This is a genomic window from Mycobacterium sp. PS03-16 (genome assembly GCF_004570325.1).
Taxonomy (GTDB): Bacteria; Actinomycetota; Actinomycetes; order Mycobacteriales; family Mycobacteriaceae; genus Mycobacterium.
Window position 1 is genome coordinate 47612 of record NZ_SPQO01000008.1, and the last position, 16114, is coordinate 63725.

Genomic DNA, 16114 nt, shown 5'->3' on the forward strand with positions numbered 1-16114 from the left:
TACGGCGGGCGGCATAGATTGGGCGGCATGAGAGATGTGCTGGGCGACGTGTTGGCAGTGTGGCGCGCCGGCGGGACCGCGGGCCTGGCGACGGTGGTGCGCACCTTCCGCTCGGCACCGCGCCAGCCGGGTGCCGCCATGGTGGTGGCCCCCGACGGCACGGTCAGCGGATCGGTGTCGGGCGGCTGCGTGGAGGGTGCGGTCTACGAGCTGGCCGGCGAGGTGGTCGCCTCCGGCAGCCCGGTGCTGCAGCGCTACGGCGTCAGCGACGATGACGCCTTCGCGGTCGGGCTGACCTGCGGCGGCATCCTCGACGTCTTCGTCGAACCGGTATCCCGCACGGCGTTTCCCGCTCTCGCCGCCGTCGCCGCCGACATCGACGAGCACCGTCCGGTCGCGCTCGCGACCGTGATCGCACATCCGGACCCGCAGTGGCTGGGGCGGCGGCTGGTGGTCCGCCCGGACGACCACCCGGAGCCGGTGGCCGGCACCCTCGGCTCGCCGCGCGCGGACGCCGCGGTCACCGACGACGCGCGGGGCCTGCTGGCCTCGGGCCGCAGTGAGGTGCTCACCTTCGGGCCGGACGGGCAGCGCCGCGGCGTCGGGATGGAGGTGTTCGTCGCGGCCTACGCGCCGCGCCCACGAATGCTGGTGTTCGGGGCGATCGACTTCGCCGCCGCCGTCGCCCAGCAGGGCTCCTTCCTCGGCTACCGGGTGACCGTGTGCGACGCGCGTGCGGTGTTCGCGACGCCGGCCCGGTTCCCGACCGCCGACGAGGTCGTCGTCGACTGGCCGCACCGCTACCTGGCCGCCCAGGCCGACGCCGGGCTGCTCGACGCCCGCACCGTGGTCTGCGTGCTGACCCACGACCCGAAGTTCGACGTCCCGCTGCTCGAGGTGGCGCTGCGACTGCCCGCACTCGGCTACATCGGGGCGATGGGGTCGCGCCGCACCCACGACGACCGCATGGCCCGGCTGCGCGAGGCGGGACTCACCGACGACGAACTCGCGCGGCTGTCAAGCCCGATCGGACTGGACCTCGGCGCGCGGACCCCCGAGGAGACCGCGGTGTCGATCGCCGCCGAGATCATCGCGGGGCGATGGGGCGGCACCGGCCGCCGGCTGTCCGAGACGGATGGCCGCATCCACCACGAACAGGGCGCCGGCAGCGAGTTCAGTGATCACTTAAGTCGCTATTGACGGCGCTGTCAGCACGACCGACACTGAGGCCTCGACGATTGTGAGGGCCATCACATGCAGGTTCCCGGGCCATTCGAATACGAACGCGCCACCAGTGTCGACCACGCGATCGGTCTCCTCGATCGCCTCGGCGACGGCGCCCTGATCGTCGCCGGCGGGCACAGCCTGCTGCCGATGATGAAACTGCGGATCGCCAACCCCGAATACCTGGTCGACATCAACGACCTGACCGACCTCGACTACATCGCGCGCGACGCGACGCAGATCCGGATCGGCGCGATGACCCGCCACCGCACGGTGCTCGAATCGTCCGACCTCGCCGCGACATGCCCGATCTTCGCCGACGCCGAACGGGTGATCGCCGACCCGGTGGTCCGCAACCGCGGCACCCTGGGCGGGTCGCTGTGCCAGGCCGACCCGGCCGAGGACCTGACCACGGTGTGCACCGTGCTCGGCGCGGTCTGCGTGGCCCGCGGACCGTCGGGCCGGCGCGAGATACCCATCGACGACTTCCTCGAGGGACCGTACGAGACGTCACTGGCGCACAACGAGATCCTCGTCGAGGTTCGCATCCCCGTGCGCCCGCGGACGTCGAGCGCCTACGCGAAGGTCGAGCGGCGGGTCGGTGACTGGGCGGTCGCGGCGGCGGGTGCGGCGGTGACCCTCGACGGCGACACGATCGTCGCCGCCCGCGTCGGCCTCACCGCCGTCAACCCCGACGCCCAGGCGCTGGCCGCCGTCGGCGCGGCGCTCACCGGGCGGGCCGCCACCGAGGACACCTTCGCCAACGCGGGGCGCCGCGCCGCCGAGGCCTGTGACCCGGTCTCCGACATGCGCGGCAGCGCTGACTACAAGCGCCACCTGGCGTCGGAACTGACCGTCCGCACCCTGCGCACCGCGGTGGCGCGCGTCCGAGAAGGAGCCTGAGCACATGCACGTGACCATGTCCGTCAACGGCGAATCGGTCAGCGCCGACATCGAGCCCCGTATGCTGCTCGTGCACTTCCTGCGAGACCAGTTGCGGCTCACCGGAACCCACTGGGGCTGCGACACCAGCAACTGCGGTACCTGCGTCGTGGAGGTCGACGGCGAGCCGGTCAAATCGTGCACGATGCTGGCCGTCATGGCGGGCGGTCACAGCGTCCGCACCGTCGAGGGGCTCGAGGTCGACGGCACGCTCGACCCGGTGCAGGAGGGGTTCATGCAGTGCCACGGCCTGCAGTGCGGCTTCTGCACGCCGGGGATGATGATCACCGCCCGTGCCCTGCTGGACCGCAACCCCGACCCCACCGAAGCCGAGATCCGCGAGGCGATCTCCGGACAGATCTGCCGGTGCACCGGCTACACCACGATCGTGCGGTCGGTGCAGTGGGCCGCCAGACACGCCAATGGCGGCCGGACCGTCGAACCGGGCCCGGACGCTGACGATTTCGCGCCGCAGGCGCAGACCGACGACACCCTCGGCCCGGTTGCGGGCGAGCACCTCGTCGAGACGGGAGGCGCATCATGACCGCGGTCGACGAACGCCCGGAAGCCCTCGAGGACAACGACAAGAAGCCGTGCGGCTACGGCCGGATGCTCCGCAAGGAGGATCCCCGGTTCATCCGCGGCCGCGGCAATTACGTCGACGACGTGCAACTGCCGGGCATGCTGCACCTGGCGATCCTCCGGTCGCCGTACGCGCACGCCCGGATCAGCAGCATCGACGTCTCCGCCGCGCAGGCCCATCCCAAGGTCAAGGCCGTCGTCACCGGCGCCGACCTGGCCGAGAAGGGCCTGGCATGGATGCCGACCCTGTCCAACGACGTACAGGCGGTCCTGGCCACCGACAAGGTGCGCTTCCAGGGTCAGGAGGTGGCGTTCGTCGTCGCCGAGGACCGTTACTCCGCGCGCGACGGTGTCGAGCTCATCGACGTCGACTACGAACCGCTGGACCCCGTCATCGACGTCCGCCGGGCCCTGGCGCCCGACGCGGAGGTGATCCGCACCGACCTCGACGGCAAGACCGACAACCACTGCTTCGACTGGGAGACCGGCGACGCCGCGGCCACCGAGGCCGCGTTCGCGCACGCCGACGTCGTCGTCAAGCAGGAGATCGTCTATCCCCGTGTGCATCCCGCGCCGATGGAGACCTGTGGTGCGGTCGCCGACCTCGACCCGGTCAGCGGCAAGCTCACGCTCTGGTCGACGACGCAGGCGCCGCACGCGCACCGCACCCTCTACGCCCTCGTCGCCGGTCTGCCCGAGCACAAGATCCGGGTCATCTCCCCGGACATCGGCGGAGGGTTCGGCAACAAGGTGCCGATCTATCCCGGTTACGTGTGCGCGATCGTCGGGTCGCTGCTGCTCGGAAAGCCGGTCAAATGGATGGAGGACCGCAGCGAGAACCTGACCAGCACCGGATTCGCCCGCGACTACATCATGGTCGGGGAGATCGCGGCCACCCGCGACGGCAAAATCCTGGCCATCCGCTCCAACGTGCTGGCCGACCATGGTGCGTTCAACGGCACCGCGGCGCCGTCGAAGTACCCGGCCGGCTTCTACGGCGTGTTCACCGGCAGCTACGACATCGAGGCGGCCTATTGCCACATGACCGCGGTGTACACCAACAAGGCACCCGGCGGGGTGGCGTACGCCTGCTCGTTCCGGATCACCGAAGCCGTGTACTTCGTGGAGCGGCTGGTGGACTGCCTGGCGCACGAGCTGAAGATGGACCCCGCCGAGCTGCGGTTGCGAAACCTGCTGCGCTCCAGTCAGTTCCCCTACATGTCGAAGACCGGCTGGATGTACGACTCGGGCGACTACGAGACCACCATGCGCAAGGCCATGGACATGATCGGCTACGACGAGCTGCGCGCCGAACAGAAGGAGAAGCGGGCCCGCGGAGAGCTGATGGGCATCGGGATGGCCTTCTTCACCGAGGCGGTCGGAGCCGGCCCGCGCAAAGACATGGACATCCTCGGCCTTGGCATGGCCGACGGCTGCGAACTGCGTATCCACCCCACCGGGAAAGCCGTGGTTCGGCTGTCGGTGCAGACCCAGGGGCAGGGCCACGAGACGACGTTCGCCCAGATCGTCGCCGAGGAGCTCGGCATCCCACCCGACGACATCGACGTCGTGCACGGCGACACCGACCAGACGCCGTTCGGACTGGGCACCTACGGCAGCCGCTCCACACCGGTGTCGGGTGCGGCCGCCGCGCTGGTGGCGCGCAAGGTGCGCGACAAGGCGCAGATCATCGCGTCCGGCATGCTCGAGGCGTCGGTCGCCGACCTGGAGTGGGACAAGGGGTCGTTCCACGTCAAGGGCGACCCGTCGGCATCGGTGACGATCCAGGACATCGCGATGCGCGCCCACGGCGCCGGTGACCTGCCCGAGGGCCTGGAAGGCGGTCTGGACGCGCAGGTCTGCTACAACCCGTCCAACCTGACGTATCCGTACGGCGCCTATTTCTGCGTCGTCGACGTCGATCCCGGCACCGCGGTGGTGAAGGTGCGCCGGTTCCTCGCCGTCGACGACTGCGGGACCCGGATCAACCCGATGATCATCGAGGGTCAGGTCCACGGCGGCATCGTCGACGGCATCGGTATGGCGCTGATGGAGATGATCGCGTTCGATGAGGAGGGCAACTGCCTGGGCGGCTCGCTGATGGATTATCTGATCCCGACCGCGGTCGAGGTACCCGATCTGGAGACCGGATTCACCGTCACTCCGTCCCCGCACCATCCCATCGGCGCCAAGGGCATCGGCGAATCGGCCACGGTCGGCTCGCCGCCTGCGGTGGTCAACGCCGTCGTCGACGCGCTGGCGCCGTTCGGTGTCCGGCACGCCGACATGCCGTTGACCCCCTCGCGGGTGTGGGAAGCCATGCAGGGCCGGCCGACTCCGCCGATCTGACATGAGTTCGGCGACCGCGATGCAGGACCGGGCGCAGCAATTGCTGCGCGCCAGGACCCCGTTCGTCCACGCGACGGTGGTCCGCGCGCAACCGCCGACGTCGGCGCACCCCGGCGACGAGGCGATTCTGTTGTCCGACGGCACCATCGAGGGTTTCGTGGGCGGCGAGTGTGCGCAGAACTCGGTGCGCAAGGCGGCGCTCGGTGCCCTGCAGGCGGGCGAGAGCGTGCTGCTGCGGGTGCTGCCGGACGGTGACGTCCACTTTCCCGAGGCCCCCGGTGCGTGTGTGGTCGTCAACCCCTGCCTGTCCGGGGGCGCGTTGGAGATCTTCCTGGTGCCGCAGGTGCCCGCACCGTTGATCCGGATCTGCGGGACGACGCCGATCGCCGCCGCGCTGGGTGACCTGTGCGGCCTGCTCGGCTACGAGGTGACCCGCGAGGGCCCGCTCACCGATGCCGCCGCGGTCGTGATCGCGAGCCACGGCGGTCCGGAGGGCGAGATGATCCGTGCCGCACTCGATGCCGGCGTCGGCTACATCGGCCTGGTCGCCAGCCGGGTCCGCGGCGGCGCCGTGCTCGACGGGATCGGTCTGTCCGGTGCGGAGCGGGCGCGGGTGCACACCCCGGTCGGGTTGCCGATCGGCGCCCGGACCCCGGGCGAGATCGCGGTGTCGATCATGGCGGAGATCATCGCGGCGATCCGCTCCGGGGACCGGCCGCAGCCGGTGACCGCCGCACCGCCCGAGCACCACTGCGCGGCGCATGGCCACTGAGCCGGCCTTCGCCGACGTCGCCGACGTCGTGACGCGATTCGACCGATACGACTACCTCCTCGACACCGGCACCGCCGCGGCGGTGTTCCTCGCCACGACGCTCGAGCGGCCGCTGCTGCTGGAGGGCGAACCGGGCGTCGGCAAGACCACCGCCGCCAAAACCCTTGCCGCCGTGCTGGGTACGCCGCTGGTCCGGCTGCAGTGCTATGAGGGTCTGACCGCGGGGGAGGCGCTCTACGACTGGAACTACCAGCGCCAATTGCTGGCCATCCGATTGGCCGAGGCGCACGGTGACCACATCACCGAAGCCGACCTCTACACCGACGCCTATCTCGTGGACCGGCCCGTCCTGCACTGCGTCCGCCACCCCGGACCCCACCCGCCGGTGTTGCTGATCGACGAGATCGACCGTGCCGACGACGAATTCGAGGCGCTCCTGCTGGAGTTCCTCGGCGAGTCGAGCGTCACCGTGCCCGAGATCGGCACGTTCACCGCCCGGCGACCGCCGGTCGTGGTGCTGACCTCCAACCGCAGCCGGGATCTGCACGACGCACTGCGGCGGCGCTGCGTGTATCACTGGATCGACTACCCGCAACCCGAACGCGCCGTCGCGATCCTGCGCCGCACCGTACCGGGAGCCACCGCGCCGCTGATCGAACAGGCCGCCCACTTCGTTGCGGCGGTCCGCCACTTGGACCTCGACAAACCGCCGGGCGTCGCCGAGACGATCGACTGGGTGGCCGCGCTGGTCGCGCTCGGTGTCGGCGAGCTCGTGACGGCGGGCGAGAGCCTGCTCGCCGGGCTGGGCACGCTGGCCAAGACACCCGACGACCGCGACCTGCTGCGCGACGCCCTCGCCGAGCACAGTTGGACATGACGTTGGACATGACGTTGAACAGGACAGAAGGGGACCGATGAAGATCGCCAACGAATTCACCGTCAGCGTGCCGATCGAGCGCGCCTGGGACGTGCTGACCGACCTCGACCAGGTGATCCCGCTGATGCCCGGCGCGTCGATGACCGGACACGACGGCGACGACGTGCTGGGCAAGGTCAAGGTCAAGGTCGGCCCGGTCACCAGCGAATTCAGCGGCAAGGTGCACTTCGTCGAGCAGAATCGCGCCGAACACCGCGCCGTCATCGACGGCCGCGGCAAGGAGGCCCGCGGCACCGGTAACGCCGCCGCGACCGTCACCGCTCAACTGCACGACGCCGGCGACCACACCCGCGTCACCGTCGACACCGACCTGAAGATCGTCGGCAAACTCGCGCAGTTCGGCAGCGGGATGCTGCAGCAGGTGTCGGAGAAACTACTGGGCCAGTTCGTCGAATCACTCGAGGCCAAGCTGGCGGGCGAGAGCGCGGCGATCGCCGAGCCGAGCCCGGTCCCGGCCACCACGGCCACCACGGCCACCGCGACCACCGCGACCACCGCGGCCGCCGAACCGCCCGGACCGGTCGCGGCACAGCCGCAGGCGGAGCCGCCACCGATCGACCTGCTCGAACTCGCCGGCGGCGGCGCGGTGAAGAAGTACGGTCCGCCCGCGGCCGCGGTGCTGCTGCTCCTGGTGGTGCTGGCGGTTCTGCTGTGCCGACGGCGGGGATGACCACACCGCTGCTGCTGCGCGGCGTCGACCTCGCGGCGTTCGCCGTCGCGCTGGTCGCGCGCCTGCGCCGGTCCGGTGCGCAGGTGTCGGCCAGCGGCCCAACGCAGTTCGTGCAGGCGATCCAGCGGCTGCGACCCCGCGGCCGCACGGAGCTGTACTGGGCGGCCCGGTTGACGCTGATCGATCGCGCCGACGACCTCGAGACCTTCGACGCCGTGTTCAACGTGGTCTTCGGCGACGCGGTGCTGGGGCTCGATCCGCCGGCACGCAGGCAGCGAGCCGCCGAACCCGTGGCGCCCGCGGCAGGCGTCACGGTGGGCCACGGACCGCCACTGGAGGCCAACGGGTTGCCATGGGTCACCCGACCCGCATCGATGACCGCCGCCGAGAGCGCGGATGCCACGGTCACGCTGCCCGACGTGCTGCCGAGCCGCATCGCCGCCCGCGCCGACGAACCGTTCGACCGCTTCGACCCCGACGACCTGCGCCAGTTGGGCGAGTGGTTATCAACGGCGGCCACGCAGTGGCCGCGCCGACGAACGCTGCGTCGTCACCCACACCACCACGGCGACCGGATCGACCTGCGCCGCACCATCCGCGCCTCGCGCAGTACCGGTTTCGAGACGGTGCGGCTGACCCGTACCCGGCGCCGCCGGCGCGCCCGCCGCATCGTGCTCGTCTGCGACGTCAGCCGCTCCATGCAGGCCTACGCGACGGTGTACCTGCACCTGATGCGCGCGGTGCTGATGCGGCCCGGTCCGCTGCGGCCCGAGGTGTTCGCATTCTCGACATCGCTGACCCGGCTCACGCCGGTGCTGTCCCATCGCTCAGCGGAGGTGGCGCTGGCGCGGGCCAACGCGACGGTGGCGGACCGGTTCGGCGGCACCCATGTCGGCCGCAGCATCGCCGACCTGGTGTCCGGACCGCACGGCGGCACCCTGCGGGGTGCGGTCGTCGTGATCGCCTCCGACGGCTGGGACAGCGACGGCCCCGAAACGCTCGACCATGCCCTGGCACGGGTGCGCCGCCGGGCGCACCGGCTGCTGTGGCTCAACCCCCGGGCCGCCCTGCCCGGATTCCAGCCGCTGGCGGCCTCGATGGCCGCCGCGCTGCCGTACTGCGACCGCCTGCTCCCGGCCCATTCCCTGTCCGGGCTGCAAGAGTTGTTCGACGCGCTCGCCGAACTCTGACGACTCGACCGGTACCGCGCGTCGACCGCAGGTGCCATGCTGAGCGGTATGGAACAGTACCGCCGCGACCACCTGGTGTTCGACGTTCGTGACGCGGGCCCCGCGGACGGGCCCGTCGTCGTGCTGCTGCACGGCTTCCCGCAGCGCAACAGCATGTGGGCACCCGTCATCGACCGGCTCACCGCCCAGGGGTACCGATGCCTGGCACCCAACCAGCGGGGGTATTCGCCCGGTGCCCGGCCGACCCGGCGCCGCGACTACGTGATGAGCGAACTGGTCGCCGACATCGGCGCGCTGATCGACGCGAGCGGCGCCGAGCGCGTCCACCTGGTCGGCCACGACTGGGGCGCCGCGGTCGCGTGGGCGGTCGCGAGCGAGATGCCCGACCGGTTGGCGACCGTGACGCCGGTGTCGGTGCCGCACCCCGGAGCGTTCCTGCGGGCGATTCCGACCAGCCGCCAGGGCATCGCGTCCTGGTACATGTACTTCTTCCAGCTGCCGTTCCTGCCGGAGTTCGCGCTGACCGCCCGTGGCGGCGCGATCGCCAAGAAGGCGCTGACCGACATCGGGCTCTCGCCCCAGGCCGCCGACCGTGACGTCGCGGCGATGCTCGAGCCGGGCGCGCTGCGCGCGGGCATCAACTGGTACCGCGGGCTGCCGCTGTCCAACTTCGCGCAGTCCGGCGGCAAGGTGTCCGTGCCGACGATGTACGTGTGGAGCGACGGCGACGCCGCGCTGCTGGACAAGGCGGCCTACAACACCGAGCACTACGTGTCGGGGGAGTACCGCTTCGAGGTGATGCCCGGGGTGTCGCACTGGATCCCCGAGGAGAAGCCCGACGAGCTGGCCGGCCTGCTGCTCGAGTGGTTCGCCGCGCACCCGATCGCCCGACTCGACACCCGTTAAGTAGGTTGGTCGGGTGACTGATTCCGGTAAGCCCGCAATCGAGTTCCCTTCCCGCATCGGCGTCTGGTGGGCCAGCGAGACCTGGTCGATCACCGACGCGCAGGACGTCGCCCGCGAGATCGAAGCACTCGGCTTCGGCTCGCTGTTCATCCCCGAGGTCACCGGCAAGGAGTGCCTGACCCAGTCGGCGGCGTTCCTGTCGGCGACCGACCGGCTGGTGGTCGGCACCGGCATCGCCAACATCCACATCCGCCTGCCCTCGGCGGCCGAGACCGGGGGCCGCACGCTGAATGCGCTGTTCCCCAACCGCTTCGTGCTGGGGCTCGGCGTCAGCCACGCACCGCTGGTGGAGCACGGGATGGGGGGCACGTATGCCAAACCGCTGGCCACCATGCGCGCCTACCTGGAGAAGATGGCCGGGGTGTCCGAGGCCATCGAACCCGGCGCGCCGCGGCCCACGCGGCTGCTGGCCGCGCTCGGCCCGAAGATGATCGAGCTGTCCGGCACCCACGCCGACGGCGCCCACCCCTACCTGGTCACGCCCGAGCAGACCCGCACCACGCGCGACATCCTCGGCCCGGACAAGTGGATCGTGTCCGAGCAGGCCGTCGCGATCGGCGGTGACGACGCCGACCAGCTGCAGCGCGCGCACCAGCACCTCGACGTCTACAGCGGGCTCCCGAACTACCGGAACTCCTGGCTGCGCCAGGGTTTCGACGAATCGGACCTGGTGCGCGGCGGGTCGGACCGGTTGGCGCGCGGCATCGTCGGCATGGGCTCGGTGCAGCAGGCCGCCGCGTCGGTGACCGCCCACCTCGACGCCGGTGCCGACCACGTCGTGGTGCAGGTGCTCGGCGACAACCCGATGGCCGACCCGCGGCCCGCGCTGCGGGAGCTGGCCGGCGAACTCGGGTTGGGCTGAGTCGGGTTCAGCGTCCGGGGAGGCGTTCGGTGACCTCCTGCAGCACCCAGCCGTTGCCGTCGGGGTCGGAGAATGACGCATGCGACCCGTAGCTGCGGCGTTCCGGGTCCGGCCCGGGCACCCGCGACGCCGTACCGGCGTGAGTGAAGACGCCGGTGGCGTCGTGGAAGACGTCGCTCACCGCGACTCCGCGCGATGCGAGGTCGGCCCGTGCGGCGTCGATGTCGGAGACCACCAGGAGAAGCCCCTGTGTCGAGCCGGGCGTCGCCGTGGTGACGCCCTCGCCGAAGATGACCGACGCCGATGAGCCGGGCGGGGTCAGCTGCACGACCCGGTACCCCTCACGCACAGGGAAATCCGCGTCCAGGCGCCAGCCGAGTGACTGGTAGAACGCCTTCGCCCGGTCGACGTCGGAGACGGGGATCACGATGACTTCGAGTTTCATGTCCATGACGGCACTTCACTTCCTTCTCGGCGTTCGAGCCGTGGCACGAAAGTCGCGGTTCGGACGGTGTGCGTCCGGTGATGTCACCGGAGTGCTCCGCGGAACGCAGTACACGGGGTCGTCATTCCTGGACTGGGAGGCGCTTCCTCCCAGCAGTGAGGATGCCGGTCCTGGTGACGCGGATGGCCGGTCGTCGAGAATCGGTTGCACGCAGCGACACTGAAGGAAGGACAGCCGATGACCTCACCACTGACGAATCTGGGTGTGCGGCTGCCGGTGATCGCCGCGCCGATGGCCGGCGGGGCGACCACGCCGGCCCTGGTGATCGCCGCCGCGGGCGCGGGCAGCCTGGGCCTGCTGGCGGCCGGCTACAAGACGCCGCAGAGCCTGCAGAACGAGATCGCCGCCGTCCGCGCCGCGTCGGTTCCGTTCGGCGTCAACCTGTTCGCGCCGAACCCGGTGCCCATCGACCTCGCGGACTACCGCCGCTACGCGGCCGCGCTGCAACCCGAGGCCGACCGCTTCGGCGTCACCCTGCCCGCCGACCCCATCGATGACGACGACCGCTTCGGCGCCAAGATCGACGTGCTGCTGGCCGATCCGGTGCCCGTCGTCAGCTTCACGTTCGGCATCCCGGGCCGCGACGTCATCGCCGCGGTGCAGAAGGCGGGCACCACCGTGGTGCAGACCGTCACCTCCGTCGGAGAGGCCGAGGCCGCCGCCGCGGCGGGCGCCGACATGCTCGCCGTGCAGGCGGTGGTCGCGGGTGGGCATTCCGGGACGCTGTCGCCGGACCGGCTGCCGGCCCCGGTGCCGCTGACCGATCTCGTCGCGCAGGTGAGCGGCGCGGTGCGGCTGCCGGTCATCGCCGCGGGCGGCGTGGGCACACCAGCTGACGTCACCGCGGTGCTGCGCGCCGGGGCGGCGGCGGTGGCGGTGGGCACGGTGCTGCTGCGGGCCGACGAGAGCGGCGCGTCGGACACGCACAAGGCCGCGCTGGCCGACCGGTCACGCACCGAGACCGTGCTCACCCGCGCCTTCACCGGACGGCCCGCCCGCGGCCTGCGCAACCGGTTCATCGACGAGTACGAAGCCGCCGCGCCGCTCGGCTACCCGGCGCTGCATCACCTGACCAGTCCGCTGCGCAAGGCCGCCGCGGCGGCCGGGGAGGCCGACCTGGTGCACCTGTGGGCGGGCACCGGGTTCCGGCACGCGGCCGAGCAGCCGACGGCGGAGATTCTGCGCGGCCTCGCCGGGGAGGTGTGACGAGACTGAATCTGCGCAGGCGCCCACTCGCACCTTCCCTGCACCACGTCAGTCTCGTGCGGCCGCACGGATGCCTCAGGCGGCTTGCTCGTCCCCGTCGATCGGCGGCGCCGCGATCCCGGCCCGCTTGGCCGCCTTGCGGCGCTTGTAGTACTCGATGAACATCGGCGCCACCGACGCCAGCACGATTGCGATGAAGATCGGTTCGAGCAGCTTCTGCACGATCTCGAATTGGCCCAGCCAGTAGCCGAGCAGCGTCAGCCCGACGCCCCAGACGATCGCGCCGAGGATGTTGAAGATCGCGAACACCGGATAGTTCATCCGCGCGGCGCCCGCCGTCAGCGGGGCCAGCGTCCGCACGATCGGCACGAACCGCGCGACGACGATCGCGAACGGCCCGCGCGCCTCGAAGAACAGGTGCGCCTCCTCGAGGTACTTGAGCTTGAGGAAGCGGGCGTTGGGCTTGAACATCGCGGTGCCCAGGTTGCGGCCGATCCAGTAGCCCACCTGACCACCGAGGATCGCCGCGATCGGGATGAACACCAGCAGTTGCCAGAGCTGGAAGTTGATGGCGTCGCCACCCTCCTCCGCGACGGCCGCGGTGCCCGCGGCCAGCATGCCGGCCACGAACAGCAGCGAGTCGCCGGGCAGGATCGGGAACAGCACCCCGGACTCGACGAACACCACGACCAGCAGGCCGATCAGCGCCCAGGTCCCGAAGTACCCGAGCAGCGTCATCGGGTCCAGGAAATCGGGCATCAGGGCCAGATGGGTGGTGGTCATGGCTCCTTAAGATACCGGCGCATCCTTGCCGTTCGCCGACGCCGACGAGCCCGCGCCGCGATTCCCGCCGGCGTACCCCGGGTATTCCAGCTGGCTGCAATACGCGACCGGGTTCGCGCCGATAGTGTTCGATGCATGTCCACGCATAAGGCAGTGCACGTCGAATCCGCCGGTCAGCCGCTCACGCTCGTCGACGTCGAGACCGGGTCACCGCAGCCCGGCCAGGTCCGCATCGACGTCGCCGCCTGTGGCGTGTGCGGCACCGATCACGCCTTCGTCAACGGCGGCTTCCCGGGCCTGAACTGGCCCATCACCCCCGGCCACGAGATCGCCGGCACCATCGCCGAGGTCGGCGACGGCGTCGACCAGTGGGCCGTCGGCGACCGGGTCGCGGTCGGCTGGTTCGGCGGCAACTGCAACACCTGCATCCCGTGCCGCAAGGGCATGTTCATGCAGTGCGTCAACATGCAGGTGCCCAGCTGGCACTATCCCGGCGGATACGCCGAAACGGTCGTCGTGCCCGCCACCGCGCCGGCCCGGATCCCCGACGGGTTGTCGTTCGCCGAGGCGGCGCCGATGGGCTGCGCCGGTGTCACCACGTTCAACGGGCTGCGCCAGACGAGGGCCGTCGCCGGTGACCTGGTCGCCGTGCTGGGTGTCGGCGGCCTCGGCCACCTCGGCGTGCAGTTCGCCCGGGCGATGGGCTTCGAGACCGTCGCGATCGCCCGCGGCGCCGACAAGGAGGCCGACGCGCGCGAACTCGGCGCCCATCACTACATCGACTCCACCGCCGGTGACGTCGCCGCCGCACTGAAAGCCCTCGGCGGCGCCAAGGTCATCCTCGCGACGGCCGCCAACTCCACGGCGATGGGTCAGACCGTCGGCGGGCTCGGCCCGCAGGGTGAGCTGATCATCGTCGGCGTCACCCCCGACCCGCTGCCGATCAGCCCGCTGGACCTGATCAACGACGGCCTGTCGGTGACCGGTCACCCGTCGGGCACCGCCCGCGACGTCGAGGAGACCATGCACTTCGCCCTGCAGAGCGGCGTGCGGGCGCGGATCCAGGAGATGCCGCTGGCCGATGCGGCCGAGGCGTACGCCGCGATGGACGAGGGCCGCGCGCGGTACCGGATGGTTCTCACGATGTGATCCGGCCCCGGGAGGGGGATACTGGCAGACATGCCGATCGCCACGCCCGAGGTCTACGCCGAGATGCTCACCCGCGCCAAGGAGCACTCGTTCGCCTTCCCGGCCATCAACTGCACGTCGTCGGAGACCGTCAACGCCGCGATCAAGGGGTTCGCCGACGCCGGTAGCGACGGAATCATTCAATTCTCCACCGGCGGTGCGGAGTTCGCGTCGGGACTCGGGGTGAAGGACATGGTGACGGGGGCGGTGGCGCTGGCCGAGTTCGCCCACGTGATCGCCGCGAAGTACCCGGTCACCGTCGCGCTGCACACCGACCACTGCCCGAAGGACAAGCTCGACACGTACGTGCGCCCGCTGCTGGCGCTCTCCGCCGAACGGGTCGGCGCCGGCCGTGATCCGCTGTTCCAGTCGCACATGTGGGACGGGTCGGCGGTGCCGATCGACGAGAACCTGTCGATCGCGCAGGAGCTGCTCGCCCAGGCCGCGGCCGCCAAGATCGTCCTCGAGGTCGAGATCGGGGTGGTCGGCGGCGAGGAGGACGGTGTCGAGGCCGAGATCAACGACAAGCTCTACACCACGCCCGAGGACTTCGAGAAGACCGTCGACGCGCTCGGCGCCGGTGAGCGCGGCCGCTACCTGCTGGCGGCGACGTTCGGCAACGTGCACGGCGTGTACAAGCCCGGCAACGTCAAACTCAAGCCGGAGGTACTCGCCGAAGGGCAGAAGGTGGCCGCCGCCAAGCTCGGATTGTCCGGTGACGCGCAGCCGTTCGACTTCGTGTTCCACGGCGGCTCAGGGTCGCTGAAGTCGGAGATCGAGGACGCGCTGCGCTACGGCGTGGTCAAGATGAACGTCGACACCGACACCCAGTACGCATTCACCCGCCCGCTGGCCGGGCACATGTTCACCAACTACGACGGCGTGCTCAAGGTCGACGGCGAGGTGGGCAACAAGAAGGTCTACGACCCGCGCAGCTACCTGAAGAAGGCCGAGGCGGGGATGAGCGAGCGGGTCGTCGAGGCCTGCCGGGATCTGCACAGCGCGGGCCGAAGCGTCTCCGCCGGGTGATTTCGGTGTAGCTGGTCGCGCCGAGCGCGACGACGTACACCGAAATCGCGACTAGGGCGTGGGCGCCTGGCAGATCTTCCACTGGTCGTCGCGGTACATCAGGTCGAAGCTGCGGGTCGATCGGGTCTGGGGCGCGAACGCCATGAAGGTCGTCACGTTGGCTTCGGCGTGGTCGCCGTTGATCACGATCTGGTCCACGCTGGCCACCACCGGGTACTGCTTGGCGGCGGCCACCCGCTCGTGGGTCTCCGCCCACGAGCGGTCGTCGTAGCCGACGTAGCTGTCGCGGGTGGCCCCGCAGGTGATGCCGCGCAGCGTGGCCAGGTCGCCGTTCTGGATCGCCACGTCGAACTGTTCGATCGTCGCGCGGACCTGCTCCTCCTGCGAGGCCGCCGACCCCGGACCGCGGGTCAGCAGGATGGTGCCCAGCACCGCGATCGCCACCAGCGCCGCGATCACCAGCACCACCGCGATCACCCAGCCCCAGCTGCGCTTGGCCGGCTGCGGGGGACGCGGCGCGTCGCCACGTGCGGGGATCACCTGGGGTCCGGCGGCCTTCTGCGCGGTGAACGGTTCGGTGACCGCACCGGCCTCGGAGCGGGGGAACACCTCGGTGGCCGGGTCCGGCGGCCGGTCGATCTTCTGCGTCGACCCGGCGTCGAAGCCCGACGGCGCGGTGAAGCGGCGTTCGCCCTGGCTCGGGTCGTCGGGGTGCGGTGCCCCCGGCGGCGGGTGCGGGGAGATCACCTCGGTGGCGGGTTCGTGGTCGGTGGACGGCGACGGCACCGTGGGGTCGTCGGGGCCGGTCGGCCCACCGGGATCACCCGCTGCCGACGGCACGGTCGGCTCGTCGCCCTGTTCGGGCCCTCGTGGGTTCGACATCCCTGCTGCGTTCCTCCTCCAACGACG

General features: G+C 70.8%; 16 protein-coding genes. 13 read left to right on the forward strand and 3 right to left on the reverse strand.

What is annotated here, in order from left to right; genetic code table 11:
* Positions 1-27: 27 nt before the first annotated feature.
* The 10 genes from E4P42_RS09155 to E4P42_RS09200 are packed head-to-tail and all read left to right on the forward strand — an operon-like array spanning position 28 to position 10494.
* Positions 28-1200 (forward strand): XdhC family protein, encoded by a 1173-nt coding sequence (locus tag E4P42_RS09155; protein WP_135125358.1) that lies wholly within the window; start codon positions 28-30, stop codon positions 1198-1200.
* Positions 1201-1254: 54 nt separating this feature from the next.
* Positions 1255-2127 carry a xanthine dehydrogenase family protein subunit M gene (locus tag E4P42_RS09160; protein ID WP_135125360.1) on the forward strand — a complete coding sequence of 291 codons (873 nt, stop codon included), beginning with the start codon at positions 1255-1257 and terminating at the stop codon, positions 2125-2127.
* 4 nt (positions 2128-2131) lie between these two features.
* Positions 2132-2710 (forward strand): (2Fe-2S)-binding protein, encoded by a 579-nt coding sequence (locus tag E4P42_RS09165; RefSeq protein WP_135125363.1) that lies wholly within the window; start codon positions 2132-2134, stop codon positions 2708-2710.
* Entirely contained in the window at positions 2707-5097 is a 2391-nt protein-coding gene (locus E4P42_RS09170) for an aerobic carbon-monoxide dehydrogenase large subunit (protein WP_135125365.1), read from the forward strand. The genes E4P42_RS09165 and E4P42_RS09170 overlap by 4 nt, the downstream gene beginning before the upstream one ends.
* Position 5098: 1 nt before the next feature.
* Positions 5099-5869, forward strand: coding sequence for an XdhC family protein (locus tag E4P42_RS09175; RefSeq protein WP_135125367.1), 771 nt, complete (start codon positions 5099-5101; stop codon positions 5867-5869).
* On the forward strand, positions 5859-6746 hold the full coding sequence (locus E4P42_RS09180) for a MoxR family ATPase (protein WP_135125369.1): 888 nt from the start codon (positions 5859-5861) through the stop codon (positions 6744-6746). Before E4P42_RS09175 ends, E4P42_RS09180 begins: the two co-directional genes overlap by 11 nt.
* A gap of 37 nt (positions 6747-6783) precedes the next feature.
* Positions 6784-7476 carry an SRPBCC family protein gene (locus tag E4P42_RS09185; protein WP_135125371.1) on the forward strand — a complete coding sequence of 231 codons (693 nt, stop codon included), beginning with the start codon at positions 6784-6786 and terminating at the stop codon, positions 7474-7476.
* On the forward strand, positions 7473-8666 hold the full coding sequence (locus E4P42_RS09190) for a VWA domain-containing protein (RefSeq protein WP_135125373.1): 1194 nt from the start codon (positions 7473-7475) through the stop codon (positions 8664-8666). Before E4P42_RS09185 ends, E4P42_RS09190 begins: the two co-directional genes overlap by 4 nt.
* A 48-nt stretch (positions 8667-8714) precedes the next feature.
* On the forward strand, positions 8715-9572 hold the full coding sequence (locus E4P42_RS09195; RefSeq protein WP_167759420.1) for an alpha/beta fold hydrolase: 858 nt from the start codon (positions 8715-8717) through the stop codon (positions 9570-9572).
* 13 nt (positions 9573-9585) lie between these two features.
* Positions 9586-10494: an LLM class F420-dependent oxidoreductase gene (locus E4P42_RS09200; protein ID WP_135125379.1), complete on the forward strand. Its 909-nt coding sequence runs from the start codon at positions 9586-9588 to the stop codon at positions 10492-10494.
* Between the two features lie 7 nt (positions 10495-10501).
* On the opposite strand, the gene E4P42_RS09205 is transcribed toward E4P42_RS09200, so the two are convergent.
* The gene (locus E4P42_RS09205) at positions 10502-10945 is read right to left on the reverse strand and encodes a VOC family protein (RefSeq protein ID WP_135125381.1); all 444 of its coding nucleotides are present in this window, start codon (positions 10943-10945) and stop codon (positions 10502-10504) included.
* A gap of 231 nt (positions 10946-11176) precedes the next feature.
* Here E4P42_RS09205 and E4P42_RS09210 point away from each other — a divergent pair, with 231 nt between their 5' ends.
* Positions 11177-12205: a nitronate monooxygenase gene (locus tag E4P42_RS09210; RefSeq protein WP_135125383.1), complete on the forward strand. Its 1029-nt coding sequence runs from the start codon at positions 11177-11179 to the stop codon at positions 12203-12205.
* A gap of 75 nt (positions 12206-12280) precedes the next feature.
* On the opposite strand, the gene E4P42_RS09215 is transcribed toward E4P42_RS09210, so the two are convergent.
* Positions 12281-12988 carry a DedA family protein gene (locus tag E4P42_RS09215; RefSeq protein ID WP_135125385.1) on the reverse strand — a complete coding sequence of 236 codons (708 nt, stop codon included), beginning with the start codon at positions 12986-12988 and terminating at the stop codon, positions 12281-12283.
* A 135-nt stretch (positions 12989-13123) separates the two neighbouring features.
* Between E4P42_RS09215 and E4P42_RS09220 the strand changes: the two genes are divergently transcribed.
* Together E4P42_RS09220 and fbaA are read left to right on the forward strand one after the other, a co-directional pair.
* Positions 13124-14137 carry an alcohol dehydrogenase catalytic domain-containing protein gene (locus tag E4P42_RS09220; protein ID WP_135125387.1) on the forward strand — a complete coding sequence of 338 codons (1014 nt, stop codon included), beginning with the start codon at positions 13124-13126 and terminating at the stop codon, positions 14135-14137.
* 30 nt (positions 14138-14167) lie between these two features.
* Positions 14168-15205: a class II fructose-bisphosphate aldolase gene (gene fbaA / locus E4P42_RS09225; protein WP_135125389.1), complete on the forward strand. Its 1038-nt coding sequence runs from the start codon at positions 14168-14170 to the stop codon at positions 15203-15205.
* A gap of 51 nt (positions 15206-15256) precedes the next feature.
* Here the strand turns inward: fbaA and E4P42_RS09230 are convergent, their stop codons facing one another.
* Positions 15257-16087 (reverse strand): DUF4878 domain-containing protein, encoded by an 831-nt coding sequence (locus tag E4P42_RS09230; protein WP_135125392.1) that lies wholly within the window; start codon positions 16085-16087, stop codon positions 15257-15259.
* Positions 16088-16114 lie beyond the last annotated feature (27 nt).

Coding starts and splice junctions, on each gene's coding strand:
- E4P42_RS09155 (WP_135125358.1), top strand. CDS start 28: ATGAGAGATGTGCTGGGCGACGTGTTGGCAGTGTGGCGCGCCGGCGGG.
- E4P42_RS09160 (WP_135125360.1), top strand. CDS start 1,255: ATGCAGGTTCCCGGGCCATTCGAATACGAACGCGCCACCAGTGTCGAC.
- E4P42_RS09165 (WP_135125363.1), top strand. CDS start 2,132: ATGCACGTGACCATGTCCGTCAACGGCGAATCGGTCAGCGCCGACATC.
- E4P42_RS09170 (WP_135125365.1), top strand. CDS start 2,707: ATGACCGCGGTCGACGAACGCCCGGAAGCCCTCGAGGACAACGACAAG.
- E4P42_RS09175 (WP_135125367.1), top strand. CDS start 5,099: ATGAGTTCGGCGACCGCGATGCAGGACCGGGCGCAGCAATTGCTGCGC.
- E4P42_RS09180 (WP_135125369.1), top strand. CDS start 5,859: ATGGCCACTGAGCCGGCCTTCGCCGACGTCGCCGACGTCGTGACGCGA.
- E4P42_RS09185 (WP_135125371.1), top strand. CDS start 6,784: ATGAAGATCGCCAACGAATTCACCGTCAGCGTGCCGATCGAGCGCGCC.
- E4P42_RS09190 (WP_135125373.1), top strand. CDS start 7,473: ATGACCACACCGCTGCTGCTGCGCGGCGTCGACCTCGCGGCGTTCGCC.
- E4P42_RS09195 (WP_167759420.1), top strand. CDS start 8,715: ATGGAACAGTACCGCCGCGACCACCTGGTGTTCGACGTTCGTGACGCG.
- E4P42_RS09205 (WP_135125381.1), bottom strand. CDS start 10,945: ATGGACATGAAACTCGAAGTCATCGTGATCCCCGTCTCCGACGTCGAC.
- E4P42_RS09210 (WP_135125383.1), top strand. CDS start 11,177: ATGACCTCACCACTGACGAATCTGGGTGTGCGGCTGCCGGTGATCGCC.
- E4P42_RS09215 (WP_135125385.1), bottom strand. CDS start 12,988: ATGACCACCACCCATCTGGCCCTGATGCCCGATTTCCTGGACCCGATG.
- E4P42_RS09220 (WP_135125387.1), top strand. CDS start 13,124: ATGTCCACGCATAAGGCAGTGCACGTCGAATCCGCCGGTCAGCCGCTC.
- fbaA (WP_135125389.1), top strand. CDS start 14,168: ATGCCGATCGCCACGCCCGAGGTCTACGCCGAGATGCTCACCCGCGCC.
- E4P42_RS09230 (WP_135125392.1), bottom strand. CDS start 16,087: ATGTCGAACCCACGAGGGCCCGAACAGGGCGACGAGCCGACCGTGCCG.